This is a genomic window from Azorhizobium oxalatiphilum (genome assembly GCF_014635325.1).
GTDB classification, from domain to species: domain Bacteria; phylum Pseudomonadota; class Alphaproteobacteria; order Rhizobiales; family Xanthobacteraceae; genus Azorhizobium; species Azorhizobium oxalatiphilum.
Window position 1 is genome coordinate 195,075 of record NZ_BMCT01000001.1, and the last position, 25,071, is coordinate 220,145.

21 protein-coding genes, 2 tRNA genes and 1 riboswitch are annotated in these 25,071 nt (G+C 70.3%); of the genes, 10 read left to right on the forward strand and 13 right to left on the reverse strand.

Annotated elements, in window-relative coordinates:
• The first annotated feature begins 251 nt into the window (after nt 1-251).
• Nucleotides 252-1,394, forward strand: coding sequence for a cobalt-precorrin-5B (C(1))-methyltransferase (locus IEW24_RS00955; RefSeq protein WP_188574558.1), 1,143 nt, complete (start codon nt 252-254; stop codon nt 1,392-1,394).
• 2 nt (nt 1,395-1,396) lie between these two features.
• On the opposite strand, the gene cobM is transcribed toward IEW24_RS00955, so the two are convergent.
• The 3 genes from cobM to cbiE are packed head-to-tail and all read right to left on the reverse strand — an operon-like array spanning nt 1,397 to nt 3,787.
• On the reverse strand, nt 1,397-2,158 hold the full coding sequence (cobM, locus tag IEW24_RS00960) for a precorrin-4 C(11)-methyltransferase (protein ID WP_188574560.1): 762 nt from the start codon (nt 2,156-2,158) through the stop codon (nt 1,397-1,399).
• A 10-nt stretch (nt 2,159-2,168) separates the two neighbouring features.
• Nucleotides 2,169-2,555, reverse strand: a complete 387-nt coding sequence (locus IEW24_RS00965; protein ID WP_188574562.1) for a cobalamin biosynthesis protein — start codon at nt 2,553-2,555, stop codon at nt 2,169-2,171.
• Nucleotides 2,552-3,787, reverse strand: coding sequence for a precorrin-6y C5,15-methyltransferase (decarboxylating) subunit CbiE (gene cbiE / locus IEW24_RS00970; protein ID WP_188577218.1), 1,236 nt, complete (start codon nt 3,785-3,787; stop codon nt 2,552-2,554). The genes IEW24_RS00965 and cbiE overlap by 4 nt, the downstream gene beginning before the upstream one ends.
• Nucleotides 3,788-3,839: 52 nt before the next feature.
• Between cbiE and IEW24_RS00975 the strand changes: the two genes are divergently transcribed.
• Nucleotides 3,840-4,589 carry a cobalt-precorrin-6A reductase gene (locus IEW24_RS00975; RefSeq protein WP_188577220.1) on the forward strand — a complete coding sequence of 250 codons (750 nt, stop codon included), beginning with the start codon at nt 3,840-3,842 and terminating at the stop codon, nt 4,587-4,589.
• Nucleotides 4,590-5,074: 485 nt separating this feature from the next.
• Here IEW24_RS00975 and map read toward each other — a convergent pair whose 3' ends face one another.
• The 10 genes from map to aroA form a co-directional block, all read right to left on the reverse strand.
• The gene (map, locus tag IEW24_RS00980; RefSeq protein WP_188574564.1) at nt 5,075-5,830 is read right to left on the reverse strand and encodes a type I methionyl aminopeptidase; all 756 of its coding nucleotides are present in this window, start codon (nt 5,828-5,830) and stop codon (nt 5,075-5,077) included.
• 28 nt (nt 5,831-5,858) lie between these two features.
• A complete protein-coding gene (locus IEW24_RS00985) occupies nt 5,859-6,611 on the reverse strand; it encodes a precorrin-3B C(17)-methyltransferase (RefSeq protein ID WP_188574566.1) in 753 nt (250 codons plus the stop codon).
• A complete protein-coding gene (locus tag IEW24_RS00990) occupies nt 6,608-7,342 on the reverse strand; it encodes a precorrin-2 C(20)-methyltransferase (protein ID WP_188574568.1) in 735 nt (244 codons plus the stop codon). The genes IEW24_RS00985 and IEW24_RS00990 overlap by 4 nt, the downstream gene beginning before the upstream one ends.
• A complete protein-coding gene (locus IEW24_RS00995) occupies nt 7,339-7,977 on the reverse strand; it encodes a precorrin-8X methylmutase (protein ID WP_188574570.1) in 639 nt (212 codons plus the stop codon). The genes IEW24_RS00990 and IEW24_RS00995 overlap by 4 nt, the downstream gene beginning before the upstream one ends.
• Complete coding sequence (gene cobG, locus IEW24_RS01000; protein WP_188574572.1) at nt 7,974-9,332, reverse strand: precorrin-3B synthase; 1,359 nt, start codon at nt 9,330-9,332, stop codon at nt 7,974-7,976. The genes IEW24_RS00995 and cobG overlap by 4 nt, the downstream gene beginning before the upstream one ends.
• Before the next feature lie 1,312 nt (nt 9,333-10,644).
• A complete protein-coding gene (gene cobN / locus IEW24_RS01005) occupies nt 10,645-14,199 on the reverse strand; it encodes a cobaltochelatase subunit CobN (protein ID WP_188574575.1) in 3,555 nt (1,184 codons plus the stop codon).
• A gap of 312 nt (nt 14,200-14,511) precedes the next feature.
• On the reverse strand, nt 14,512-15,552 hold the full coding sequence (gene cobW / locus IEW24_RS01010) for a cobalamin biosynthesis protein CobW (RefSeq protein ID WP_188574577.1): 1,041 nt from the start codon (nt 15,550-15,552) through the stop codon (nt 14,512-14,514).
• A 17-nt stretch (nt 15,553-15,569) separates the two neighbouring features.
• Nucleotides 15,570-16,010: a DUF1636 family protein gene (locus tag IEW24_RS01015; RefSeq protein WP_188574578.1), complete on the reverse strand. Its 441-nt coding sequence runs from the start codon at nt 16,008-16,010 to the stop codon at nt 15,570-15,572.
• A 72-nt stretch (nt 16,011-16,082) separates the two neighbouring features.
• A riboswitch (cobalamin riboswitch) is annotated at nt 16,083-16,307 on the reverse strand.
• A gap of 571 nt (nt 16,308-16,878) precedes the next feature.
• Nucleotides 16,879-17,499: a (d)CMP kinase gene (gene cmk, locus IEW24_RS01020; protein ID WP_188574580.1), complete on the reverse strand. Its 621-nt coding sequence runs from the start codon at nt 17,497-17,499 to the stop codon at nt 16,879-16,881.
• Between the two features lie 8 nt (nt 17,500-17,507).
• Nucleotides 17,508-18,887, reverse strand: a complete 1,380-nt coding sequence (aroA, locus tag IEW24_RS01025) for a 3-phosphoshikimate 1-carboxyvinyltransferase (RefSeq protein ID WP_188574582.1) — start codon at nt 18,885-18,887, stop codon at nt 17,508-17,510.
• Nucleotides 18,888-19,132: 245 nt separating this feature from the next.
• Here aroA and IEW24_RS01030 point away from each other — a divergent pair, with 245 nt between their 5' ends.
• The 8 genes from IEW24_RS01030 to rpoN all read left to right on the forward strand — a co-directional run bounded on the left by IEW24_RS01030 (nt 19,133) and on the right by rpoN (nt 25,025).
• On the forward strand, nt 19,133-19,561 hold the full coding sequence (locus tag IEW24_RS01030; protein WP_188574584.1) for a TIGR02300 family protein: 429 nt from the start codon (nt 19,133-19,135) through the stop codon (nt 19,559-19,561).
• Nucleotides 19,562-19,703: 142 nt separating this feature from the next.
• Nucleotides 19,704-19,779, forward strand: a tRNA-Ala gene (locus IEW24_RS01035).
• 78 nt (nt 19,780-19,857) lie between these two features.
• Nucleotides 19,858-19,933: transfer RNA gene (locus IEW24_RS01040), tRNA-Ala, on the forward strand.
• A gap of 251 nt (nt 19,934-20,184) precedes the next feature.
• Nucleotides 20,185-20,805, forward strand: a complete 621-nt coding sequence (locus tag IEW24_RS01045) for a ribonuclease D (protein WP_188574586.1) — start codon at nt 20,185-20,187, stop codon at nt 20,803-20,805.
• 260 nt (nt 20,806-21,065) lie between these two features.
• The gene (gene lptC / locus IEW24_RS01050; RefSeq protein ID WP_188574589.1) at nt 21,066-21,788 is read left to right on the forward strand and encodes an LPS export ABC transporter periplasmic protein LptC; all 723 of its coding nucleotides are present in this window, start codon (nt 21,066-21,068) and stop codon (nt 21,786-21,788) included.
• An 8-nt stretch (nt 21,789-21,796) separates the two neighbouring features.
• On the forward strand, nt 21,797-22,381 hold the full coding sequence (locus IEW24_RS01055; RefSeq protein WP_244644069.1) for an LptA/OstA family protein: 585 nt from the start codon (nt 21,797-21,799) through the stop codon (nt 22,379-22,381).
• A gap of 168 nt (nt 22,382-22,549) precedes the next feature.
• Nucleotides 22,550-23,422 (forward strand): LPS export ABC transporter ATP-binding protein, encoded by an 873-nt coding sequence (gene lptB, locus IEW24_RS01060; protein WP_188574592.1) that lies wholly within the window; start codon nt 22,550-22,552, stop codon nt 23,420-23,422.
• A gap of 61 nt (nt 23,423-23,483) precedes the next feature.
• Nucleotides 23,484-25,025 (forward strand): RNA polymerase factor sigma-54, encoded by a 1,542-nt coding sequence (gene rpoN / locus IEW24_RS01065; RefSeq protein ID WP_188574594.1) that lies wholly within the window; start codon nt 23,484-23,486, stop codon nt 25,023-25,025.
• The last annotated feature ends 46 nt before the right edge of the window (nt 25,026-25,071 follow it).

A 25,071-nucleotide genomic window follows, 5' to 3' on the forward strand; every position in this document is an offset into this window, starting at 1 on the left:
AGGGATGGGGAGGGGGGTAATGCCCTCTCCGCTGAAGCTGGATTCGGGAAACCGGCGGGCACGACAGACGCAGCCGCGTTACCCCCCTCCCAACCCTCCCCCGCAAGGGGGGAGGGCTCTAAAGGTGTCTCCCCCGCAAGGGGGGAGGGCCTCGGAGGTTGCGCCCCTGCAAAGGCGCGCAGCACATGAAAATCACGGCATGCCGCCCCTCTGCCGTGACTGGTGTGCTCTTGCAGCCTATGTAGGGGCCCATGAATGCCGGCGGGACACAGGACGGGCCTTTCGCGGAGCAGCCGGACGGCGCGCCGAATCCGGACCTGCGCCGGGGCTGGACCACCGGCACCTGCGCCGCCGGCGCCGCCAAGGCCGCCTTCGCGGCGCTGGTGACGGGTGCGTTCCCCGATCCCGTCGAGGTGCAGTTGCCCGGCGGCCAGCGCCCCGCCTTCGCGCTCGCCACCAGCACGCGCGGCGACGGTCAGGCCGAGGCCGGCATCGTGAAGGATGCGGGCGATGATCCCGATGTCACCCATGGCGCCCTCGTTCTGGCCCGCGTGCGGCTGGGGCAGCCGGGAGCGGGCGTGACCTTCGCGGCGGGCGAGGGCGTGGGGCTCGTGACCCGCCCCGGCCTGCCCATTCCGCCCGGCGAGCCGGCCATCAATCCCGTGCCGCGCAAGATGATCGCGCAGGGCATCGCGGAGGTGGCGGCGGCAGCCGGCGTTGCCCCGGATGCGGAGGTGGAGATCGCCATCCGCGACGGCGCGATGCTGGCGAAGAAGACGCTCAATCCGCGCCTCGGCATTGTCGGCGGCCTGTCGGTGCTGGGCACCACGGGCGTGGTGATCCCCTTCTCCTGCTCGGCCTGGATCCACTCCATCCATCGCGGCATCGATGTGGCCCGCGCCATGGGCCTGACCCATGTGGCCGGCGCCACCGGCTCGGCCTCCGAGGCGGCGGTGCAGGCGCTGCATGGGCTCGACGAGACCGCTCTCATCGACATGGGCGATTTCGTCGGCGGCATGCTGAAATATCTGCGCGCCCATCCCGTGCCGCGCGTCACGGTGGCCGGCGGCGTTGCCAAGATGACCAAGCTGGCGCAGGGGCTGCTCGACCTGCATTCCAAGCGCGGCGCGCCCGATCTCACCGCGCTCGCCCATCTGGCGCTGGAGGCTGGCGCCGATCACGATCTGGCGGATCGCATCGGCTCGGCCAACACGGTGGCCCACGCATTCGAGGAGGCGCTTGCCGCCGGCATTCCGCTCGGCGACGTGGTGGCCGCGCGCGCATGGGCGGCGGCGGCACCGGTTCTGGCGGGCACCGGCATGGAGCTGGAGATCGTGGTCTTCGACCGCGAGGGCACGCTCATCGCCCGCACGCCGTTCAGGGCGGTGGGCTGACCTCATTCCGCCATCCCCCGGAAGCGGCGGACATAGTCCACATTGTAGAGCGCGCTCTCGCGGAAATCGGCCGCCCCCAGCGCCGGCCCCACGAGGATCAGCGCCGTGCGCGCCACAGGATCCGCCGCCACCTGCGCGGCGATGCTCTCAAGCGTCCCGCGAAAAATGCGCTCGTCCGGCCAGCTCGCTTTGACCACCACCGCCACCGGGCAGTCGGCGCCATAGAAGGGCGTAAGCTCGGCCACCACCTGATCCAGCACATGGATGGCGAGATGGATCGCCAGCGTCGCTCCGGTGGCGGCGAAGGCGGCGAGCTTCTCGTCGTCCGGCATGGCCGAGGCGCGGCCCGACACGCGGGTCAGCACCACGCTCTGCGCCACCTCCGGCACGGTGAGTTCCGCCCGCAAGGCGGACGCCGCCGCCGCAAACGCCGGCACGCCGGGGGTGAGGGTGAAGGGAATGCCCCGCCGCTCCAGCCGCCGCATCTGCTCGGCCACCGCGCTATAGACGGAGAGATCGCCCGAATGCAGCCGCGCCACGTCCTGTCCGGCCGCGTGGGCGGAAACATATTCCGCCTCGATCCGGTCGAGATCGAGCGGGGCGGTGTCCACGATGCGCGCGCCGGGCGGGCAATAGGCCAGCAGCTCCGGCGAGACGATGGAGCCGGCGTAGAGGCACACCGGGCAGCGGGCGATGAGATCGCGCCCGCGCACCGTGATGAGATCGGCCGCGCCGGGGCCGGCGCCGATGAAATGAACGGTCATGCCGACAGGGTTAGTCCGCCGGGCCGCTCTTTGCCAGTGCACAGGTGACATTGCCGAGCGCGAGGCGCGGCCCCAGCAGATGGGCGTCGAGCCCGCAGGCGGCCAGTGCGGCGGTTTCGGCGGCGGAGGGGATGCGCAGCAGCGCCACCACCCGTTCCGAATGGGTCTGCGCCCGCTCCGCCATGGCCTCCAGCTGGCCCTGCGGCACGAGGACGAGCGGCAGGCCGAGGGTCGCTGCGGCCTCCGCAATGCCGGCCTCGCCGCCCTTCACGGCGGGGGTGGCGATCACCTTCAGCGCCGCGCGGGTGAGGGCCACGCGCTCCAGCGCGGCGTCGATGGCCGCCAGCACGTCGTCGGCGGACACCCCCCGCTTGCTGCCCACGCCGGCCACGATCATGCCTCTTCCCCCTTCACGAACGCCCATTGGGTCACGGGCATGGCCGGCCGCCAGCCGGCCATGTTGCCCACCGGCACCGCGCGCGAGACGGCAAGCCGCGTCAGGCTGCCGCCGAGCCGGGTATAATGGTCGATGAGAAGCGCCTCGGTTTCCAGCGTCACCGCATTGGCCACCAGCCGGCCGCCGGGCTTGAGCGCTTTCAGCGCGCCGGCCAGCACGCCGGGCTCCGAGCCGCCGCCACCGATGAAGATCACATCCGGGCGCGGCAGGCCGGCATAGGCCGCCGGCGCGGCCCCGGCGACGAGCTTCAGATGGGGCACGCCGAGCGCCCCCGCATTGCGGGCCACGCGCGCGGCCCGCTCCGGATCATGCTCAATGGCGATGGCCGAGAGCGAGGCATGGGTGAGCAGCCACTCGATGCCGATGGAGCCGGCGCCCGCGCCCACGTCCCACAGCAGCTCGCCCGCGCGCGGGGCGAGGGCGGAAAGGGTGACGGCGCGGATCTCGCGCTTGGTGAGCTGGCCGTCATTTTCGAACAGCTCGTCCGGCAGGCCGCTGGTGAGCGGCAGAACAGGGGCGTCCGCCTTGGCCACCACCTCCAGCGCCAGAACGTTCAGCGGGTTGATGTCCGCAAGGGCGAAGGTGTCCGCGATGGCGCGCCGCAAGGCCTCGCGCGGGCCGCCCAGCGCCTCCAGCACGGTGAGCTTCGTCGCGCCAAAACCGAGCGCCGTGACCAGCGCCGCCACCTGCCGGGGGCCGTCACCATCGGAGGTGAGGGCGAGGATGCGCGCGCCGGGCTGAAGCGCCGGGCGGATGCGGCCGATCTCCTTGCCGTGCAGCGACACGCAGGCGATGTCGGGCAGCGCCCAGCCGAGCCGGGCGGCCGCGAGGCTGAAGGCGGACGGCGCGGGGATGACGCGCATCTCGGCGGCCGGGATGGAGCGAGCGAGCGTGGTGCCCACCCCATGCAGGAAGGGATCGCCGGACGCCAGCACGCAGACCTTCCGGCCGCGTGCGGCGATCACCTGCGCGATGCCTTCGGAGAACGGGCTCGGCCACGGGCGGGCTTCCCCGCGCACCAGATCACCGGCCAGCGCCAGATGCCGGGCACCGCCGAACACGATCTCGGCTTCCGTGATGCGCGCACGGGCGGCGGGGGAGAGGCCGTCCGCCCCATCCTCGCCGATGCCGACGATGGACAGCCACGGCGCGGGTGCGGCAGTGTCGGTCATCATGCCCGATGCCGTGCCTTCCAATCCCGCTTCGCCTGCCGTTCCCGCGTCCATGCCGCGCCGCATCCTCATCCTCGGGGGCACGGCGGACGCTCGCCGTCTGGCGGGCCGACTCACCGCGCGGGCTGATCTCGATCTCATTCTGTCCCTTGCGGGCCGCACCGAAAACCCCGTGACGCAGCCCGTCCCCGTCCGCGTGGGCGGCTTCGGCGGCATTGCGGGGCTCGTCACCACCCTGAAAACCGAGGGGATTTCGGCGGTCATCGACGCCACCCACCCCTACGCGGCGCAGATGTCCCGCCATGCGGCGGCGGCCTGCGCGGAGGCGGGACTTCCATTGCTGGCGCTGCGTCGCGCGCCCTGGGTGAAGATCGCTGGGGACAAGTGGCGGGAGGTGCCCGACGTGCCCGCCGCCGTCGCCGCGCTGGGGGAGACGCCGCGCCGGGTGTTCCTGGCGCTCGGCCGCAACGAGGTGCGCGCCTTCGCGGCGGCGCCGCAGCACGCCTATCTGGTGCGCAGCGTCGATCCCGTCGTGCCGCCCCTTGCCGTGCCCGATGCGGCCTATGTGGTGGCGCGCGGCCCTTTCACCGCCGAGGGCGACCGGGCGCTGCTCGAGGAGCACCGCATCGAGGTGCTGGTGGCGAAGAATTCCGGCGGCCCGGCCACTTACGGCAAGATGGAGGCCGCCCGCGCGCTGGGGCTTGAGGTGCTCCTGCTCGCCCGGCCCGAAGTGCCGGACGTGGAGGCCGTGGAGACGGCGGACGCGGCGGTGGCGTGGGTGGAGCGGCTGTTTCCGGGGTGAGGGGAGGAGATGGGGAGCGATAGGCGCTTCATCGCGATGTCGCGGCCTCACTCCCATCACCACGTCATCACCGGGCTTGTCCCGGTGATCCACGCCCCGCGGCCAGGAGCAGCAGTTGGCGCATGAAGCCGACTCTCTCCACTCGTCATGGCCGGACTTGATCCCGAAGTCGGATGTTTCCGACTTCGGCTCCAGAGTGCGGAAGTCGGCAAAAGCCGACTTCCGGCCATCCACGTCCCTCCGCTTGGCAGGCGTTGCATGGTTTCTCGAACTACAATGGCGTGCTTGGTTCTCGCACCGTCCACCGTCGGCCCGACGTGGATCCCCGGATCAAGTCCGGGGATGACGGTTCTTTTGCTGCATTGAGGCCATGTGCAAACGTCCGACCGACCGTCCGCCGGCTGTCCCGGCATGCGCATCGGGACAAGTCCGGGGATGACAGTTCTCTTGCTACATCAATGTCTTACGAAAGGCCGAACCGCCCCTCACTGCCCCGGCATGGTCAGCACCAGCGGCCCGTTCCGTGTCGCCACCACCGTGTGCTCATACTGCACGGTGAGGGCACGCGGCTCGCTGTAGAGCGTCCAGCGGTCGTCGCCTTCGGTCTCGGCATAGTCGGCGCCCAGCGACAGGAAGGGCTCCACCGTGAACACCAGACCCTCGGTCATGATCCGCCGCTCGGACTTGTCCGCCCAGGTGGCGATCTCGGTGGGTTCCTCGTGCAGCGACAGGCCCACCCCGTGGCTGGCGAGATTGCGCACCAGCGTGTAGCCGTTCTTCTTCGCGAACGCCCCCACCGCCTGCCCGATGCCCGCCAGCGGCTTGCCGGCGCCCACCTGGCGCAGGCCGGTCCACATGGCCCGGCGCCCGTCGCGGCACAGGCGCTCCACGGCGCGCGTCACCGGCGGCACGGCATAGGAGGCCCCGGTATCGGAGAAATAGCCGCCCTTGTGCGCGGAGACGTCGATATTGACGAGATCGCCCGCCCGGATGATGCGGTCGCCGGGAATGCCGTGGGCGACTTCCTCATTGACGCTGATGCAGGTGGCGCCGGGAAAATCGTAGACGCTCTCCGGTGCCGATTGCGCGCCGGCCGCCTCCAGCACCTTGCGGCCGATGTCGTCCAGTTCGCGGGTGGTGATGCCGGGCTCCAGCGCCTTGCCCATCACCTCCAGCGCGGTGGCGCAGATGCGGCCGATGTCCTGCATCGCCTTCAGCTCGTCGTCGTTCGAGAGCGTCATGGGATGTCCTTTCGTAAAAGCAGGCGCCTCACCGCGCCGAGCGCGGCGAATAGACCAGAGGCTCCAGCCCCGGCCGCGCGATGGTGCGGGTCTCGGCCGAGCCGATGATCACGCAGGTGGCCATGTCGGCGATGCCGGCATCCGCCTCGCCGAGCGTGGCGAAGGTGATGCGCTCGTCCGCCCGCCCGGCGGCACGGCCGAAGATGACCGGGACCGAGACCGGCAGCACCGTGCGCAGCAGCTCGAAGGCCGCCCCCAGCTGCCACGGCCGGGCCTTGGAGATGGGATTGTAGAGGGCGATGACGAAACCCGCTTCCGCCGCCGCCTTGAGGCGCTTTTCCAGCAGCGGCCAGGGCTTCAGATTGTCGGAGAGCGAGATCGCGCAGAAGTCGTGGCCGAGCGGCGCCCCCACGCGGGCGGCCACCGCCAGCATGGCGGTGACGCCGGGCACCACGGAGAAATCCACGGCGCGGAAGTTTTCCGGCCCCTTTTCCATGGCCTCGCAGACGGCGGCGGCCATGGCGAACACGCCCGCATCCCCGCCCGAAACCACTGCCACCCTGGCCCCGGCAACGGCGCGCTGAAGGGCGAGGGTCGCGCGGTCCAATTCCTCGCGATTGTCGGAGGCATGGCGGATCTGGCCGTCCCGTTCCGGCGCGCGGGCGAGATAGGGGCCGTAGCCGAACAGCTCGTCGGCGGCTTCCACGGCGGCCAGCGCCTGCGGCGTCATCTGCGCCTCGGCGCCGGGGCCGAGGCCGACAACGACAAGAGAGCCGCTCACGCCGCCTGCTCCCAGCCGGGCACCAGCACGATGGCGAAATAGGGCGCGCGGTCGTCGTTCCGCTCGGCGAGCGGGGTCATGGTGCTGTCCGCCATGGTGCCGCGCTCCACATAAAGCGCGCGGTCGAGCCGGCCGGCGGCGGCCAGCGCCCGGCGGATCTTGGGCAAATTGCGCCCCACCTTCATGATCACGGCGGCATCCGCCTGCGACAGGCGCTCGGCGAGCGCGGTCTCATCCAGCGTGCCGGGCAGCACCATCAGCACGTCGTCGCCCTGCGAGATGGGCACGCCAGCCTGCGACCAGCAGCCGGACATGCCGGTGACGCCGGGGATCACCTGCGTCGGGAAGCGATGGGCGAGGCGCACATGCAGATGCATGTAGGAGCCATAGAAGAGCGGATCGCCCTCCGAGAGCACCGCCACCGTCTGGCCGGCCATGAGCCGCTCGGCCACGCGGGCGGCGGAGGCGTCGTAGAAGGCGGCGATGGCCGTCTTGTAGGCGTCGTCGTGGCGATGGATTTCCGTCGTCACCGGATAGAGCAGAGGGAGTTCCTCCGCATCCGCCCGGAAGTGCGCCGAGGCGATCTTGCGGGCATGGCTGTTGTTGCCGGCCTTGGCGAAATGGGCCACCACGTCGGCGCTCTCCAGCGTGCGCACGGCTTTGAGCGTCATCAGCTCCGGATCGCCGGGGCCGACGCCGACCCCGATCAGCTGTCCGATGGCGGCGTTCACAGCCCGGCCCTCGCCAGTGAATTCACGGCGGCGGCGGTCATGGCGCTGCCGCCGAGCCGCCCGCGCACGATGGCGAAGGGCACGCCGCGCGGATTGTCCGCCAGCGCATCCTTGGATTCCATGGCGCCCACGAAACCCACCGGCATGCCGAGGATGGCGGCCGGCTTCGGCGCGCCCTGATCCAGCATCTCCAGCAGGCGGAACAAAGCGGTGGGCGCATTGCCGATGGCGACGACGGCGCCATCCAGATGCTCCCGCCACAGCTCCAGCGCGGCGGCGGAGCGGGTGTTGCCCATCTCCTGTGCCAGCACGGGAACACGCTCGTCGCGCAGGGTGCAGATCACTTCGTTATTGGCGGGCAGGCGGGCGCGGGTGATGCCGTGCGCCACCATCTGCGCATCGCACAGGATGGGCGCGCCGGCCTTCAGCGCCGCGCGGGCGGCGGCCACCGAGCCAGGGCCGAAGACGAAATCGCGCGCCGCCTCCACCAGCCCGCAGGCATGGATCATGCGCACCGCCACGTCGGCCTCGTCCTCCGAGAAGCGCGAGAGATCGGCTTCCGAGCGGATGATGGCGAAGGAGCGTTCATAGATGGCCGTGCCGTCGCGCTCATAATCGAGGGGCGAAAGGGTCAACGGGTGAACTCCAGCACGGCGGACTCCAGAAGAAACGGTTCCAGCGCGGCTGGAGGCAAGCGGGCCAGCGTCTCACCTGCGCTCTCGCCGGGCCGCCGTGCGGCCGCGAGCGCGCCGCCGAGGCGGGCAAGGGCGGGAATGAGCGCTTCGGCCGCCAGCAGCGGCCGGGTTGCATCCCCCGCTCTGCCCTCTCGCACGAGCGCCACCCGATTGTCCATGGCATCAGCCGCAAGGCCCACCAGCGTCAGATGCGCGGGCGCGGGATGCGCACAGCCCTTGGTGCAGGCGGAGACATGCACGGAAAGCGAGCCATCCAGCACCTCGGCCAGCGCCTGCGCCACCTGTGGGGCCAGCGCGCGGGCGGGAATATGCGCCGAGGCGCAGGCGGGCGCGCCGGGGCAGGCGGCGACGAAACGGCGGGGATCGTCCACGCTGATCAGGCAGCCCAGCGCCTGCGCGGTGGCGCGAAACCCGTCCGCCGCCTGCGGGGTGAGGCCGGTGGCGAGCAGTCCGTGATCCGGTGCCGGGCGCAGGTCGCGCGCGCCGGCCGTACGGGCGGCGGCGGCGAGCACGTCGAGATCGTCCGCATGCAGCGCGCCGAAGGGCAGGCCGACGCCGCAGGCAAAAGTGCCGTCCTTCAGCGCGAACAGGCCGATGGGGCTGGCCTCCCGCATGGGGCGGGGCGGGACGGCCGGGGCGGGCGGAAGGGCATCGGCCATGCGGGCCGAGGGGCCGAGCGCGGCGAGGCGTTCCAGCAGGCTGCGCACCAGTTCGGGCGCATCGCGTCCGCGCGCGGCGCCGAAGGGCAGGGCGCGGGCGGCATCGCCCGCCAGCCACACGTCCCATGTCTTCTCGCCCTTGGTCTGCGCGCCCTTCATGGGGCGGGCGACAAGGCGGACATCGGTCTTGAAGGCATCCAGCGAGAGCGCGCCGCCGCCATCCACCACCACCGAGACCTTGGCGCCGAGGCGCGGCAGCAGGTCGGCGGCCATGTCATGCAGGCGGGCGGCCAGGAGGCGGGCGTCCACCACCTCCTGCGCGTCGATGCCGGAGAGGGGCGAGACGTCCACGGGCAGGCCGGTGCGCGGCGTGATGCCGAGGGCGTTCACCGCCGCGTTCAGCGGGCCGACGCTTTGCTCGGTGAGGCCGCGCAACTGCACGCTGCCCTTGGCGGTGATCTCGATGATGCCGTTGCCGTGGGCACGGGCGGCGTCCGCCAGCCCCTTCATCTGGTCGAGGGTGAGCCAGCCGTCCGCCGGCACGAGGCGCACCAGCAGGCCGTCGCCGGTGGCCATGGGGGCGGTGAGCGCCGGGCAGATGCCCCGGCGGGTGGGGGGCGTGACGGGGGCGGTCATTGGGCAGGCTCAAATGAGGCCGGGGACGCGTGTCCGGCTGCCGGGTTGGCGCGGCCCCCGCCGATTTCCCCCTCTCCCGCTTGCGGGGGAGACGGCGCGCGTGGTGCCGGGCAGTCGCTCTCCGTCTGGGCGCCGCCCTCCCCCATTTCCCCCTCTCCCGCTTGCGGGGGAGGGCAGGGAGGGGGCGCCGCGCGCTGCGCGGCGGGGCGGGCGGCTGCGGCCGGGGACGACGTAGGGGCATAGGGCATAGGGCCCGTCCGGGCCTGATGTCCCGCCGTGCCCCCTCCCCAACCCTCCCCCGCAAGCGGGAGAGGGGGGCTGTCAGGCGCGGGGACGGGGGCAAGCTCCAGAACGGGCGATGCGGAGCCGGCTTTCAGAGACGGCGCGCGTGGTGCCGGGCCGTTGCTCTCCGTCTGGGCGCGGCCCTCCCCTATTTCCCCCTCTCCCGCTTGCGGGGGAGGGCAGGGAGGGGGCGCCGCGCACGGCGCGGCGGGGCGGACGGTTTCGGCCGGGGACGACGTTTGAGCGCAGAGCAGAGCGGCGGCTTGGGGCTGATGTCCCGCCGAGCCCCCTCCCCAACCCTCCCCCGCTTGCGGGAGAGGGGGGCTGTCAGGCGCGGGGGTGGGGGCACGCTCCAGAATGGGCGATGCGGAGCCGAATTTCAGAGACGGCGCGCGTGGTGCCGGGCAGTCGCTCTCCGTCTGGGCGCCGCCCTTCCCCATTTCCCCCTCTCCCGCTTGCGGGGGAGGGCAGGGAGGGGGCGCCGCGCACGGCGCGGCGGGGCGAACGGTTTCGGCCGGGGACGACGTGGGGGCATAGGGCATAGGGCCCGTCCGGGCCTGATGTCCCGCCGTGCCCCCTCCCCAACCCTCCCCCGCAAGCGGGAGAGGGGGTCTGTCAGGCGCGGCGGCGGGGGCAAGCTCCAGAACGGGCGATGCGGAGCTGGCCTTCAGAGACGGCGCGCGTGGTGCCGGGCAGGCGCTCTCCGTTTGGGCGCCGCCCTCCCCGATTTCCCCCTCTCCCGCTTGCGGGGGAGGGCAGGGAGGGGGCGCCGCGCGCTGCGCGGCGGGGCGGGCGGCTGCGGCCGGGGACGACGTTTGAGCGTAGAGCAGAGCGGCGGCTTGGGCCTGATGTCCCGCCGAGCCCCCTCCCCAACCCTCCCCCGCAAGCGGGAGAGGGGGCCTGTCAGGCGCGGGGGCGGGGGCAAGCTCCAGAATGGGCGATGCGGAGCCGACTTTCAGAGACGGCGCGCGTGGTGCCGGGCGGCGGGTTTTCAATTCTGAGCCGTGAGCGCAAGGCGTGACGGGGGCGGTCATTCGGCGGCCGGACATGGAACTGCCTCCCGGCGCAGGGCATCGAGATCGGCGTCGATGTCGTTGCGCCTCGGATGCCAGAGCCCGCGCCGCCGGGCATCCGAAAAGCGCCGCGCCATCTGCGCGGCGGCCGCCGGGTTCTGGGCCAGCAGAAAGGCGCGCACGGCCTCATCGCGCAAGTAGGCGGCGTGAAGCGCGTCAATCAGCCCATCCGCCACCCGTCCCGTGGTCTCGGCGAACGCGATGAGGCGGTCCACCGTCTCCAGCAACTCGGACGCTCCACGCGGTCCATGGCGCATCTGCCCGGCGATGAAGGTGTCCGACACCCGCCCGTGCACGATGCGGGCAAGCGCGGTGGCCAAGTCGCGCGCCTTCGGGCGGGCGGGATCGGTGGTGTCGAGCACGATGAGATCGACCGCCTTGCCGAGTTTTTCCGCCGCCGCCGCGAAGCCGCCGATGAAGGCGGCATCCTCGCCCCCATCCAGCAGGTCGCGGGCGGGGTCGTCGGTTCCGTGCAGCAGGCCGTCGGCGCGCGCCACCTGCGTGGCGAAGGCGCCGGGGGCGGGGCGCGCCGCGCCGTCCGCGCCGCCGTAAGCGTGCGAGGCGTGGTCGAGATAGGACTGGCCCAGTTCGCTGCGCTCCTCGAAGAGGCCGCGCGCGAGGCGCTCCTCGATGCCGGCCCCGTAAGCGCCGGGCGCGGCGCCGAAGATGCGGTCGGTCTCCCCGGAGGCGGCGAGCGGATTGTCGGTGCCCTCGTCGGCACGGGCAGCGACCGCGCGGGTGGCGGCGTCGATGAGCGCCACCTGCGCCGGGAAAATGTCGCGGAACAGGCCGGAGATGCGCCAGGTCACGTCCACGCGCGGGCGGCCCAGCGCGGCCGGGGGCAGCACCTCGATGCCGGTGACGCGCCCGGTCCCCGCGTCCCATTGCGGCCGGCAGCCCATGAGGGAGAGGCCCTGCGCGATCTCCTCGCCGCCGGTGCGCAGCGTGGCGCTGCCCCAGAGGTCGATGACCAGGGCGTGGGGATAGTCGCCATGCTCCTGCAGGAAGGCGCGCACCACCTCGTCCGCCGCCAGCCTGCCGAGATCCAGCGCGGTGGGGGTGGGGATGGCACGCGGATCGGCGGTGAAGAGATTGCGGCCCGTGGGCAGCACGTCCCGCCGCCCGCGCGCCGGGGCACCGGCGGGGCCGGCCGGGATATGGCGGCCGTCGAGGGCGGCGAGCAAAGCGGTGCGCTCGGCCTCGCCCGACTGGCGGCGCATGTCGTCGCCGTCCTCGCTGCTGCCGTAGATATGGAGCCCGTCCTTGACGGCGAGATCCTTCACGTCGCACAGCCAGGCGTCGATCTGGCGCAGCGCCGTGTCGGCATCGTCATCGGCGGCGACGCCGGCGACCGTGGCGAGGCCGGTGTCGGCGGCGGTCTCGACGATGAGGCGGGCGAGGCGCTCGCGGCGGCGGCGGTCGAGCCCGTCCGCCTGCGCATATTCATCCACCAGCTGCTCCAGTCTCTGCTCCGCTTCAGAGAGGCCGGCGTGCGCCAGCGGGGGCGGCAGATGGCCAAGCGTGAGGGCGGCCACGCGGCGCTTGGCCTGCGCGGCCTCGCCGGGGTTGCTGACGATGAAGGGATAGATGATCGGCAGCTCACCCAGCAGCGCCTGCGGGAAGCAGGCGGGGGTGAGCGCCACGGTCTTGCCCGGCAGCCATTCCAGCGTGCCATGGGCGCCCATGTGAATGAGCGCATGCGCATCAAGGCTCTCGCGCAGCCAGAAGCCGAAGGCCAGCAGGGCATGGCGGGGCGGCAGCGTGGGATCGTGATAATCCGCCCGCCGGTCCAGCGATGCGCCGCGCTCCGGGGCGAGCGCGACGACAGCCTTGCCGAAAGACGCGGCGCGGAAGGCGAAGGCGTTCCGGGCGAGGTCGGCGTCGGCTTCGGGCGGCCCCCACGCGGCGTGGATCGCGGCCTGCGTCTCCGGGGGCAGGGTCGCGAGGCGGGCCTTGTAGGCATCGAGCGGATAGCGGACGGCCTCTCCTCCTGCGGTGAGCGCTTCGAGCAGGGCGCGGGCATCCTCCGGCGGGGCATCCACCGCATAGCCCTCGCTGCGCAGGGTGGCGAGGAGGCGGCGGGTGCTCTCGGGCACGTCGAGGCCCACCGCATAGCCGGTGCGGCCGGGCACGCCGGGATAGTCCGGCATCACGATCATGAGCCGCCGCTCTGCACGCGGCGTGCGGGCGAGCCGGATCAGCGCCGCCGCTTTGTCCGCCGCATGGGCGATGCCGTCCGCGTAAGGCGCATTGTGGGCCGAGGCGAAGGCGAGATCGTCGTCGGAGTCACTGAGGGTCTTGAAGGAGATGGCCCCTGCCAGCACGCGTCCGTCCAGCTCGGGGAGCACCACATGCATGGCGAGATCGGCTGCCGCGAGGCCGCGTGCGTTCGTCTCCCACGCCTGCCGGGCGGTGGTGGCGGGCACCACCTGCAGCACCGGCGGTCCGCCGGGGGCGAACACATCGTCCGCCTCGCCGGCCGCGAAGGCGGTGGCGGTGAGGATGATGTCGGGGGCGGTGTCGGCGATCGCCTGCCGCACGAAGGCGCGCGAGGCTGGCTCTTTCAGGCTGGCCACGAACAGCGGCACGGGGGCGATGCCGCGCGCGGCGAGGGCGTCCGCCAGCGCGTCGATGGGGGCGATATCGCCCGCCAGCCACATGGAGCGGTAGAACAGGAGGAGGGCGCGGGGCGGGGTGCCGGTGGCGGGCGGCTGCCGGGTGGGGGCCGCGTGTGACGTATGTCCCGCCGTGCCCCCTCCCCAGCCCTCCCCCGCAAGCGGGAGAGGGGGCAGGTTCGGCGAGCGGAAAGGGACAGGCGTCGAAACAGCGGGCTGGGAAACGGAACGAACCGCGATTTCGTCCGTCGCAGCGATTCGGACGGGGTTTGATCCCGCCGTGTTCCCATCAGTGCCCGAAGCCGTCCCGCTTTGGGACAGCACAGCGTCCAGCCCGACCATGCCGGTGCCCGGCTGGTAGAAAGCCGCCTGCGGGACGGGGGCGGCCGGCGCAGGCATGCCCGCATCCCGCCCGGCCAGTCGAGCCGTGCGCTTCAGGAGCGCGCCCATGTTGACGGGGCCGCCCTGCCGGAAGCAGGCGAGTAGCGCGGCCAGTTCATCGGGGGCGACGGTGGAGAGGGCCGCGAGGCGCGGGTCGTCCTGATCCTCGCCGGGCAGAAGGGCGAGGGCGATGCCCTGCCGGCGGGCCAAAGCGGAGAGCTGCTCGGCGCCATAGCGCCACCAGTCGAGCCCGCCCAGCAGCCGCACCACGATCACCTTTGCCTGGCGTGCGGTGCGGTCGATCCACAGATCCACCGACATGGGATGGCGCAGATCCTTCAGCCGTGCGAGGCGCAAAGCGGGCAGGGTGTCCCGCTCCAGACGCCATGCGGCGGCGAGGGCCAGCAGGTCACTGTCGGTGAAGGAGAGGGCCAGCACGTCAGCCGGGGGCAGGCGGAGGTCGATGGGCTCCGCGAGATCCTCGATGCTGGCCGATGTGGTGGCGAGTATGTGCATGGGTCTCAGGTCACGCCGCCCACGTCGTGCCGGCGGCCAAGGGTCGTTTGTTTGCCGGCCATTATCCCACGCGGTGGCCGTGCGGGATATGGGCGGGCGGATGGGCCGCCTGATGGGGGGCGGCGTGCCCGGCGGTAGCCGCGCTTGCCCCTCCCCAACCCTCCCCCGCAGGCGGGAGAGGGCTTTGCGTTACGTCGGCGGCCATGGCCCTCCCGGCTTGCGGGACAGGCCCCCTCTCCCGCTTGCGGGGGAGGGTTGGGGAGGGGGCAGACCGGGCGCTCCGCGAAGACCGGGCGCCCGCCCTCCCCACAATCAGCCCAGCAGCGCCTTCTCGGCCGCCGCGCGATCGAACCCCTTCAGGCCGATCACCACCAGCGCGCCGGTGCGCGGCTCGTCGCCCTTCCACGGGCGGTCGAAATGGTGCGACACGCGCGGGCCGACGCCCTGCACCAGCAGCCGCATGGGCTTGCCGGCAACGGACGCGAACCCCTTCACCCGCAGCACGTCGTCCACTTCGGACGCCGCCACCACGCGGGCGGTGAGCGCCGCCGGGTCGGTGATCTCGGGAATGGCGACGACGAAGCTGTCGAAATCGTCGTGGTCGTGGTCCAGCTCGTCGTCGTGATGGGTCTTGCGATTGTCGATGTCGTCCTCGGTGCCCACCCCGAGGCCGAGCAGCACGCTGGCATCCACCTTGCCGCCGGAGGCGCGCACCACGCTCACCGCACGCGGCAGCGAGGCGGCGATCCGCTCGCCCGCGAGCTTCGCGCCATCGGCGTCCAGCAGGTCGGACTTAGAGATGATGACGAGATCGGCGCAGGCGATCTGGTCCTCGAACACCTCCTCCACCGGGTCGTCATGGTCGAGGCTGTCGTCGGCGGCGCGTTGGGCGTCGAGGGCGTCGTGGTCATGGGCGACGCGGCCTTCCGCCAGCGCCGGGCCGTCCACCACGGCGACCACGCCGTCCACCGTCACCCGGCCCTTGATGGCCGGCCACTGGAACGCCTGCACCAGCGGCTTGGGCAGCGCGAGGCCGGAGGTCTCGATCAGGATATGGTCCACGTCGCGGGCGAGGATCTTGTCCAGCGCGGGGGCGAAGTCGTCGGCCACGGTGCAGCACAGGCAGCCGTTGGACAGCTCGACGATATTGTCCTCCGGGCAGCTCTCGATGCCGCAGCCCTTCAGGATCTCGCCGTCGATGCCGACATCGCCGAATTCGTTGACGATCACCGCGAGCTTCTTGCCGTTGGCGGTCTCCAGCAGGTGGCGGATGAGGGTGGTCTTTCCGGCGCCGAGGAAGCCCGTGACGATGGTGCAGGGGACGCGGGCGAGGGACGGATTGGAGGCGGTCATGGGAACTCCGGAAAGCGTCACGGGGACGGAAGGGGCGGGATGCGGGCGACCATGCCGCGCTTCAGCGCGTCGGGGCGGCCACGCCAGGGGAGAAGGCCGTCGGTGGAGCCGGTGAAGAGCCGGGCGCCGGCGACGAGGTCGGGTGCGGAAGCGGCGTCAAGATCGCCGAAGACGTAGGACCAGCCACCGGTGCGCACGAGGGCGGCGGAAAGGCCGCGCTTGCAGTTTGCGAGGCATTTCACCTCGTGGACGGCAAAGGTGTCGTCGCCGGCGGCCTCGGTCTGCGTGGCGGCGAGCAGCGACTGGCCGGCGGGCGGCGTGCCGGGCTCGGCGTCAGCGGCCTTGCAGCTCGAGCAGACGAACAGCGTCACGGCCGGAACGGCTGTGGCCTCCGCGACCGGAGGGGCGGCCTCGGGGGGGACGGCATCGTCTGTCGGCTTGGGGTCGAGTTGCTGCAACGACAAAAGGTCCGGCGGGTGCAGCGGGCCGGTGAGGGCCGGAAAGGGCGCATCGCCAGGGCACCCCGCCCGGCCTGGACCTTGTCGCTGGCAGGTCTCCTGGCTGGCGGGTCACGGCCCGGTGCCGCCTTCCCGGCGCCCGATTGCTCGGGCTCCAGTGGCTTTTCGGCACGGGCTCACCGCCTACAGTTGCGGGGGCAGCTGCGGTTCGCTGGGCTTTGAAGGCCCCGCGTCGCATTCCCTTTTCACCCGGCGACGCTTGAGGACGCGACCGGGACCATCGACGCCGCCACTTAAACGGCGGGGGCGGGGGGAAGTCAAATGGGGGGAGGAAGCTGCTTCTGGTTGTGGTGGGGTGCCGGTATGAGTGAGGGCGTCATTCACGGGAGCAGTGCCCGGCGGGCGGCTCGAACGTGAAGAAAGGTCAGCCATGGAGAAGAGGAACACGCAGGGCAACAGCGATGAGGAATGGAGCCGGCGGATGGCCTCCATCGCTATCGCTACGATCTCAGTGGCTCAGCCTAAAATTGTTGAGCTCTCGGATGAGCAATGGCTCCGGTGCACAGAAATCGTAGCGGAGGAAATTTATGTCCGCCTGCGGATTGGTGATCGGCCCTTGGGAGACAATCCATAGGGCTGATTCAGACGGCGACCGTTCGCGGCTTGCACCCCTCTTCATTCGTCATGGCCGGACTTGATCCGGCCATCCACGTCCATCCGCCGGGTGGTACGAACGTGGGGCCGCGAACGGCTGGGGTCCCCCGATTTCGATGAGCGGCTAAGGTCGGCCCGACGTGGATGCCCGGATCAAGTCCGGGCATGACGATCTACGGCTTGAGAAATGGCGAGAAAGAAGGGGGTCAGCCCCTCACCCCCGCGCCCGCTCCACGATGGCCAGCGCGGCGGCGAAGGATTCCTCGATGCCCAGCGCGGAGGTGTCCAGCAGCACGGCGTCATCAGCCTTCAGTAGCGGAGCCGCCGCGCGGTTGCTGTCGCGGGCGTCGCGCTTGTGGATGTCGGCCAGCACCGCCTCGTAGGAGGCGAACGGATCGCGCGCCGACAGTTCCTTGTAGCGCCGCTCCGCCCGCACCTCGGGGGTGGCGGTCACGAAGAGTTTTACGGTCGCATCCGGGCAGATGACGGTGCCGATGTCGCGCCCGTCCAGCACCGCGCCCTCGGGGCGGGCGGCGAAGCGCCGCTGGAGGTCGATCAGCGCCGCGCGCACCTCAGGGCGGGCCGCCACCACGGAGGCGGCTTCGCCGATCTCACCGGTGCGCAGCGTCTCGGGATCGAGCGTGCTCACGTCCAGCGCATGGGCGGCGGCAACGGAGGCCGCCTCGTCGTCCAACTTGCCGATGGCGAGGCAGGCGGCGCCAACCGCCCGGTAGAGCAGGCCGGTGTCCAGATGGGCGAGGCCGAGATGGCCGGCGATGCGCTTGCCCAGCGTGCCCTTGCCCGAGGCGGCGGGTCCGTCGATGGCGATCAGCATGACGTCCCTCAGGCCAGAATGGCGCCGAGGCCGGTCATCATCGGCATGAAGGTGGGGAAGGAGGTGGCGATGAAGGTCATGTCGTCCACCTTCACCCCCGAGCGCGAGGCAAGGCCCAGCACCAGGAAGGACATGGCGATGCGATGGTCCATGTGGGTCGCCACCGGGCCGCCGCCTTCCACGTCCTTCGCGCCGGTGACGATGAGGTCGTCGCCCTCGATGCGGTAGGTGATGCCGCACACGCCGAGGCCATCGGCGACAGCCGCGAGGCGGTCGCTCTCCTTCACCCGCAGTTCCGCGAGGCCCTGCATGCGGGTCTCGCCCTCGGCGAAGGCGGCGGCGACCGCGAGGACGGGATATTCGTCGATCATAGCCGGGGCGCGCTCGGGCGGCACGGCGACGCCCTTGAGCTTGGAGTAGCGCACCCGCAGGTCCGCCACCGTCTCGCCGCCCTCGGTGCGCTCGGCCAAAGTCTCGATGCTGGCGCCCATTTCCCTGAGCGTGGTGATGAGGCCGGTGCGCAGCGGGTTCATCATCACGTCGGTGATCACGATGTCGGAACCGGGCACGATCACCGCCGCCACCAGCGGGAAGGCGGCCGAAGACGGATCGGAGGGCACATCCACGGGGGCCGCCTTCAGCTCGGGCCGGCCCTTCAGGGTGATGCGGCGGCCATGGGCGCCGTGCGGCTCCACGGACACGTCGGCGCCGAAATGGGCAAGCATGCGCTCGGTGTGGTCGCGGGTGGCCTCGCGCTCCACAACGACAGTTTCGCCGGAGGCGGCGAGGCCGGCCAGCAGCACGGCGGATTTCACCTGCGCGGAGGGCACCGGGGTCTCATAGGTGAAGGCCTTGAGGTCCGTGACGCCTTCAAGGCGCATGGGCAGGCGGCCGCCCTCGGCCTCGCTCACCAGCTTCACGCCCATGGCGGCGAGCGGATCGAGCACGCGCTTCATGGGGCGCTTGCGCAGGCTGGCGTCGCCATCGAACGTGGCCTGAACGGGATTGCCGGCCACCGCGCCCATCATCAGGCGCACGCCGGTGCCCGAATTGCCGAAGTCCAGCGGCTCAGCGGGGGCCTTGAACTGGCCGACGCCGACCCCCTCCACACGCCATTCGCCGTCGCCCGTGCGCTCCACGGTCGCGCCCAGAGCGGCGCAGGCCTTGGCGGTATTGAGCACGTCCTCGCCTTCCAGCAGGCCGGTGATGCGGGTTTCCCCCCTGGCCAGCGCGCCGAAGATGAGGGCGCGGTGGGACACCGACTTGTCGCCCGGCACCCGCACCTTGCCCGACAGGCCCGGCGAGGGCAGGCCGGCGGCGGGGCGGGGATCCGCGCCATGACCGGAGGCGGTGTGCGAACCGGGAGCGTTGGTGGCGGCGCTGGACATGATGGAAACCTTCTCGCGCGCTTCACGTCGCTGGCGGGGCGATGGCGCGCCGTTCGTGGATCAGGCCGCCCGTCTAACACAGCCAAACCGGCCTCGTCATGCGCCTCGCGTGGCTGCGGGGCGGGCGTTCATCGTACCGTGCGGAGGAATGTGAGACGACCGTGGATCGGATTGTGCCTTGACAGGCCCATGGTCCTTCGCCAATTGAGCACCTCCCTTTACATGAGCTGCCGAGGATCTTTGCCGTGGCGAAGCCTGAACTCGGAACCAAGCGCGTCGATCCCGTGACCGGCCGCAAGTTCTATGACCTGAACAAGGATCCCATCGTCTCGCCCTTCACCGGCGAGACGTATCCGCGCTCTTTCTTCGAGCCGCAGCCGCGCGCCGGCAGCCGCGCCGAATCGCGCGCCGCCGCCGCCAGCGCCTCCTCTTCGTCCGAAGACTCGGATGCGGATGAGAATGCGGACGTCGAGGTGATCAGCCTCGAGGAAGCCGAGGAAGAGAACACCGGCACCGGCAAGAGCAACACCGCCGGCGACGACGTGGACGTGGATGTGGATGACGACATCGACAGCGATGGCGATGACGACACCTTCCTCGAGGAAGATGAAGATGATGGGGATGACGTCTCCGATTTGATCGGAGATGGCGTCGAGGACGACGAAGAGGGTTGATGTCGTCTGCGGCCTGTGCTTAAAGGCCGTCCTCGCTGGGGGGAGGACACTCTCCCCGGTACCTGCTGCGGGACTTTCCCGGTGGGCCAAATCTCTTGGATCGCTGATCTTTTGAGGTCTGGTTCGCAGCCCGCAGCAAAGTGGGGCCATAGCTCAGTTGGGAGAGCGCTTCAATGGCATTGAAGAGGTCGTCGGTTCGATTCCGTCTGGCTCCACCAAATTTCTAGAGTAAGCGTTTCCGGGTTTCCGTTCTGAAATCCGGCGCAGGTTTCCCAAAGCCTGTGAAAAAAAAGGATGGGGTCATAGCTCAGTTGGGAGAGCGCTTCAATGGCATTGAAGAGGTCGGCGGTTCGATTCCGCCTGGCTCCACCATCTCTCTGATTTTCCTGCGAAAATGATAGTTCGAGACAGGCGTTTTATCCGCCGGTCCGTGCTCGTTCCGACGCCCTCTCAAGCAGAGATTCGTCATCCCCGGACATGACGGGTGACAGGGTGCGCACCCATCCCTGGGCTTGCGCAGGGCGTGCCTCACAAGCCAGCTCCGCGCCCGCAACGCTTCAACTTTGCCGGTACTTCATTTAGAAGCGCGACAAACCCGTTGGGATTCAGGAATTTTTGACCCCATGACCATCCGCCTGCATCGCGGCGATCTGCCGGACAGCTTCACGCCCGCCGCCGTCGTCGCCATCGACACCGAGACGCTGGGCCTCAACCCGCACCGCGACCGGCTCTGCCTCGTGCAGCTCTCCAATGGCGACGGTACCGCCGACCTGGTGCAGATCCCCGCCGGGGCGACGGCTTCGAGCGCGCCGAATCTCGTGCGCCTGCTCACCGATCCCAAGGTGGTGAAGCTGTTCCATTTCGGCCGCTTCGACATTGCCGTGCTGCAGAAGACCTTCGGCATCACCACGGCGCCGGTGTTCTGCACCAAGATCGCCTCGCGTCTCGTGCGCACCTACACCGACCGGCACGGCCTGAAGGATCTGGTGCGCGAGCTGCTCGGCGTGGACCTGTCCAAGCAGCAGCAGAGCTCGGACTGGGCGGCGGAGCAGCTCACCGACGCCCAGATGGCCTATGCCGCCTCCGACGTGCTCTATCTGCACGCCTGCAGGGAGAAGCTGGAGGCCATGCTGGCCCGCGAGGCGCGCACCGACCTCGCCGCGCAGTGCTTCGCCTTCCTGCCTGCCCGTTCGGCGCTGGATCTGGCCGGCTGGGCGGAAGAGGACATCTTCGCCCATTCGTGAGCCGGCAGGCGTATTTCTGCCGGTAAATGCGCGTAAAAAGACGTCTCCGGCGGCACCTTGCTGCCGGGACTTGCATGGCGCGACTTGCGCGCCATATGGCTTTCGGGGATGCTGCATCGCGTGGTGTGCATCCATGTGAAGGGCCGTTGCACGGGGGCGTGCGCGACGGCTCAGGCAATCGGCCGGGAAGGGGACGGTCGCGTGTGGGCTTGTCTCCGGCGGGAGGCAGAGCGCGTGCGCCTGTTCCCGAACAGTGAGCGATGAACAGACACTTGCCGCCTGACGATTTCGACCGCCCGGATATCGCGACCTTCGTGGGGCGCGGCGCGCCGGACTTCCGCAAAGCCAAGCGCCACAGCGCGCGCGTGCGGCTGGTCAAGCGCGTCCTGCCCGTCGCCATTCTCGTGGCGGTGGTGCTGATGATCACCGTGCCGCTGGTACGCAATCTCTCCATGAAGGTGGAGCTGCCGTTCGACCTTGGCACGCTGAGCCTGTCGGGCACGCGCCTCACCATGGAAGCGCCCAAGCTCTCCGGCTTCACCGACGACAATCGCGCCTACAACATCTCCGCCGGCTCGGCGATTCAGGACGTGACCAAGCCTGACCTGATCGGCCTCACCGATATCACCGCGCGTCTGGAGCTGGCCAACAAGGGCTGGGCGACGGTGAAGTCGCACACCGGCTCGCTGGACACCAAGACGCAGTTCATAACGCTGTCCGACGGGGTGGACCTTGCCACCAATGGCGGATATGCGGGCAAGATGCAGGACGCGGCCGTGGACGTGAAGGCGGGCTCCGTCACCACCGATCATCCGGTGGTGCTGACCTATCTGGACGGCAAGCTGGTGTCCGACCGCCTGAAGATCACCGATCGCGGCAGCCGCGCCTATTTCGAGGGGAATGTGCAATTGGACTTCCGCCTCTCCAGCCTGCCGAAGTCCGACCCCCCGGCTCCCGCGCCGCAGCCCATCGTGAAGCCATGATCCCTTCCGTGTCCGGTTCCGTATCCCGCGGCCTTCTGGCCGCAGCCGTGTTTGCGTGCCTCGCCGCACCCGCGCTGGCGCAGCCGGCCCCGTCCGGGCCGCCGAACGCCTTGCAGGGCTTCGCCACCAACCGCAACGAGCCCATCCGCATCAATTCCGACACCCTTGAGGTGAAGGACAAGGAAAAGCAGGCGGTGTTCGCCGGCAAGGTGGTGGTGACGCAGGGCGACACCACCCTGAAGGCCCCGCAGCTGCTGGTCTATTATGATGGCGACGTTGCCGCCGGCGTGCAGGGCTCGGCCCAGCCGACCGAGAGCAGCAAGATCCGCAAGCTGGAAGCGACAGGCGGTGTCGTGGTCCAGACAAAGGATCAGACAGCCACTGGCGATACCGGCGTGTTCGAGATGAAGACCAACACCGTCACCATGACCGGCAATCCGGTGGTGCTGACGCAGGGGCCGAACGTGATCCGCGGCAAGCGTCTGGTGGTGGACCTCACCACCGGCGTCTCGCGGTTCGAGGGTGGGCGCGTGGAAAGCCTCATCGTTCCGAACAGCGTGAAGCCGGATCCGGCCGCCCAGCCGCGTCGGTAAAGGCGTGCCGGACAGGCGCGCGGCTTGTCCATGGCTGACGCAAACCCTTGACGATCAATGAACCATGGGCCGCAATTCTGTTGCGGCCCATTTTTTGCATGTAACGTTGCGTGGCGACCCTGGAGGCAGTACAACTTGAGGCCGAGGGGCTGCCCACCGGAGCCCGGGATGAACCTCCTGCCCATGTTTGGTCGAAACAGCACACGCACACAGACGTCCTCCGCCGGCAGCGTCGGCGCCGCGGGCTATGACGCGCAGGATGACGGCTGGTACGAAGGCGAGGGTTATTCGGGCAGCGGCTACGCGCCCGTGCCGGACCAGGGCTCGCTGGCGGCCTTCGGCCTCGCCAAGTCCTATGGCGGCCGCAAGGTGGTGCGCGACGTGAGCGTGGACGTGCGTCGCGGCGAGGCGGTGGGTCTGCTCGGCCCCAACGGCGCCGGCAAGACCACCGTCTTCTACATGATCACCGGGCTGGTGAAGGCCGACAACGGCCGCATCGAGCTGGACGGCCACGATGTCACGCCCATGCCCATGTACCGGCGGGCGCGGCTCGGCATCGGCTATCTGCCGCAGGAAGCCTCCATCTTCCGGGGCCTGTCGGTCGAGGACAATATCGGCGCGGTGCTGGAGATCACCGAGCCGAACAAAAAGCGCCGGGCCGAGGAGCTCGATGCGCTGCTTGAGGAATTCAAGATCACCCACGTGCGCAAGTCGCCCTCCATCGCGCTTTCGGGCGGCGAGCGGCGCCGCGTGGAGATCGCCCGCGCGCTGGCCAGCCGGCCGGCCTTCATGCTGCTGGACGAGCCCTTCGCGGGCATCGACCCCATCGCGGTGGGCGACATCCAGTCGCTGGTGCGTCACCTGACCACGCGCGGCATCGGCGTCCTGATCACCGACCATAATGTGCGCGAAACTCTGGGCCTGATCGACCGGGCCTACATCATCCATTCCGGCACCGTCCTCATGGAGGGCGATCCGGAATCCATCGTCGCGAGCCCCGATGTCCGGCGGCTCTATCTGGGCGAGGAATTCAGGCTCTGATCCTGAGTGTCTGTTGTTGTTCCGGCCGGGGGGCTGAGGGGTAGGAAGGGGCGCTGGCACCATGGCGATGAGCCCGAAGATGGAGTTTCGCCAGAGCCAGTCTCTGGTGATGACGCCGCAGCTGATGCAGGCCATCAAGCTGCTGCAGTTCTCGAATCTTGAGCTTGTCGCCTATGTGGAGGCGGAGCTGGAGCGCAATCCGCTGCTGGAGCGCGCCACCGAGCCCGACAGCCCCGACCATGACGCGCCCGGCGCCGAGCCGGAGGCGCAGGCCCCGCAGGACGCTCCCCCCGCCAGCGGCGACTGGATGGAAGGCGACCTCGCCCCCTCCCGCGAGGCCATCGAGACCCGTCTCGACACCGACATGGGCAATGTCTTTCCCGACGAGGGCACCGGCGAGCGCTCGGTCGCTTCCGGTCCCGGCGGCGGCGCCTCCACGGAATGGGGGGCCGGCGGCGGCGGCGATCGCGGCGAGGACTATAACCCGGAAGCCTTCCTGGCCGCCGAGACCACGCTGGCCGACCATCTGGAAGCCCAGCTATCGGTCGCCGAGCCGGACCCGGTGCGCCGTCTCATCGGCTTCCATCTCATCGGCCTCATCGACGAGACCGGCTATTTCTCCGGCGACCTCGACGCGGTGGCCGAGCAGCTGGGCGCCACCCGCGCGCAGGTGGAGGCGGTGCTGGCGCTGATCCAGACCTTCGAGCCTTCCGGCGTCGGCGCCCGCTCGCTCTCCGAATGCCTCGCCCTGCAATTGCGCGACAAGGATCGCTGCGATCCGGCCATGCAGGCGCTGCTCGACAATCTGGAACTGCTCGCCCGCCATGACCGCAACGCGCTGAAGCGCATCTGCGGGGTGGATGCGGAGGATCTGGCCGACATGATCGCCGAGATCCGCCGGCTCGATCCCAAGCCGGGCCTCGCCTATGGCGGCGGTGTGGTGCATCCGCTGGTGCCGGACGTGTTCGTGCGGGAAGCCTCCGACGGGGCGTGGCTGATCGAGCTGAACTCGGAAACCCTGCCGCGCGTGCTGGTGAACCAGACCTATCACGCAACCGTCGCGCAGGCCGCCCGCTCGCCGCAGGAGAAGACCTTTCTGGCCGACTGCCTGCAGAGCGCGTCCTGGCTCACCCGCTCGCTGGACCAGCGCGCCCGCACCATCCTGAAAGTGGCGAGCGAGATCGTGCGCCAGCAGGATGCCTTCCTGGTGCATGGCGTGCGCCATCTGCGGCCGCTGAACCTGCGCACGGTGGCGGATGCCATCGGCATGCATGAGTCGACCGTCTCGCGTGTCACCTCGAACAAATACATCTCCACCCCGCGTGGGGTGCTGGAGATGAAGTTCTTCTTCTCCTCCTCCATCGCCTCCTCCGGCGGCGGCGAGGCCCATGCGGCGGAAGCCGTGCGCCATCGCATCAAGTCGCTGATCGAGGCCGAGACGGCGAACGACGTGCTCTCCGACGACACGCTGGTGCAGAAGCTGAAGGAAGACGGCGTGGATATCGCCCGCCGCACGGTGGCCAAGTATCGGGAGAGCATGAACATCCCCTCCTCGGTGCAGCGCCGCCGCGAGAAGCAGGCCCTGCGCGGCGACGCCGCGTGAGAGGCAGGTTGCGGCGACGCCGCGTGAGGTGGGAATAGCGCGGCGA

Excerpts from the sequence above, each read along its gene's own strand:
- IEW24_RS00955 (WP_188574558.1), top strand. The coding sequence starts at position 252 with ATGAATGCCGGCGGGACACAGGACGGGCCTTTCGCGGAGCAGCCGGAC.
- cobM (WP_188574560.1), bottom strand. The coding sequence starts at position 2,158 with ATGACCGTTCATTTCATCGGCGCCGGCCCCGGCGCGGCCGATCTCATC.
- IEW24_RS00965 (WP_188574562.1), bottom strand. The coding sequence starts at position 2,555 with ATGATCGTGGCCGGCGTGGGCAGCAAGCGGGGGGTGTCCGCCGACGAC.
- cbiE (WP_188577218.1), bottom strand. The coding sequence starts at position 3,787 with ATGACCGACACTGCCGCACCCGCGCCGTGGCTGTCCATCGTCGGCATC.
- IEW24_RS00975 (WP_188577220.1), top strand. The coding sequence starts at position 3,840 with ATGCCGCGCCGCATCCTCATCCTCGGGGGCACGGCGGACGCTCGCCGT.
- map (WP_188574564.1), bottom strand. The coding sequence starts at position 5,830 with ATGACGCTCTCGAACGACGACGAGCTGAAGGCGATGCAGGACATCGGC.
- cobG (WP_188574572.1), bottom strand. The coding sequence starts at position 9,332 with ATGACCGCCCCCGTCACGCCCCCCACCCGCCGGGGCATCTGCCCGGCG.
- cobN (WP_188574575.1), bottom strand. The coding sequence starts at position 14,199 with ATGCACATACTCGCCACCACATCGGCCAGCATCGAGGATCTCGCGGAG.
- cobW (WP_188574577.1), bottom strand. The coding sequence starts at position 15,552 with ATGACCGCCTCCAATCCGTCCCTCGCCCGCGTCCCCTGCACCATCGTC.
- cmk (WP_188574580.1), bottom strand. The coding sequence starts at position 17,499 with ATGCTGATCGCCATCGACGGACCCGCCGCCTCGGGCAAGGGCACGCTG.
- aroA (WP_188574582.1), bottom strand. The coding sequence starts at position 18,887 with ATGTCCAGCGCCGCCACCAACGCTCCCGGTTCGCACACCGCCTCCGGT.
- IEW24_RS01045 (WP_188574586.1), top strand. The coding sequence starts at position 20,185 with ATGACCATCCGCCTGCATCGCGGCGATCTGCCGGACAGCTTCACGCCC.
- lptC (WP_188574589.1), top strand. The coding sequence starts at position 21,066 with ATGAACAGACACTTGCCGCCTGACGATTTCGACCGCCCGGATATCGCG.
- lptB (WP_188574592.1), top strand. The coding sequence starts at position 22,550 with ATGAACCTCCTGCCCATGTTTGGTCGAAACAGCACACGCACACAGACG.
- rpoN (WP_188574594.1), top strand. The coding sequence starts at position 23,484 with ATGGCGATGAGCCCGAAGATGGAGTTTCGCCAGAGCCAGTCTCTGGTG.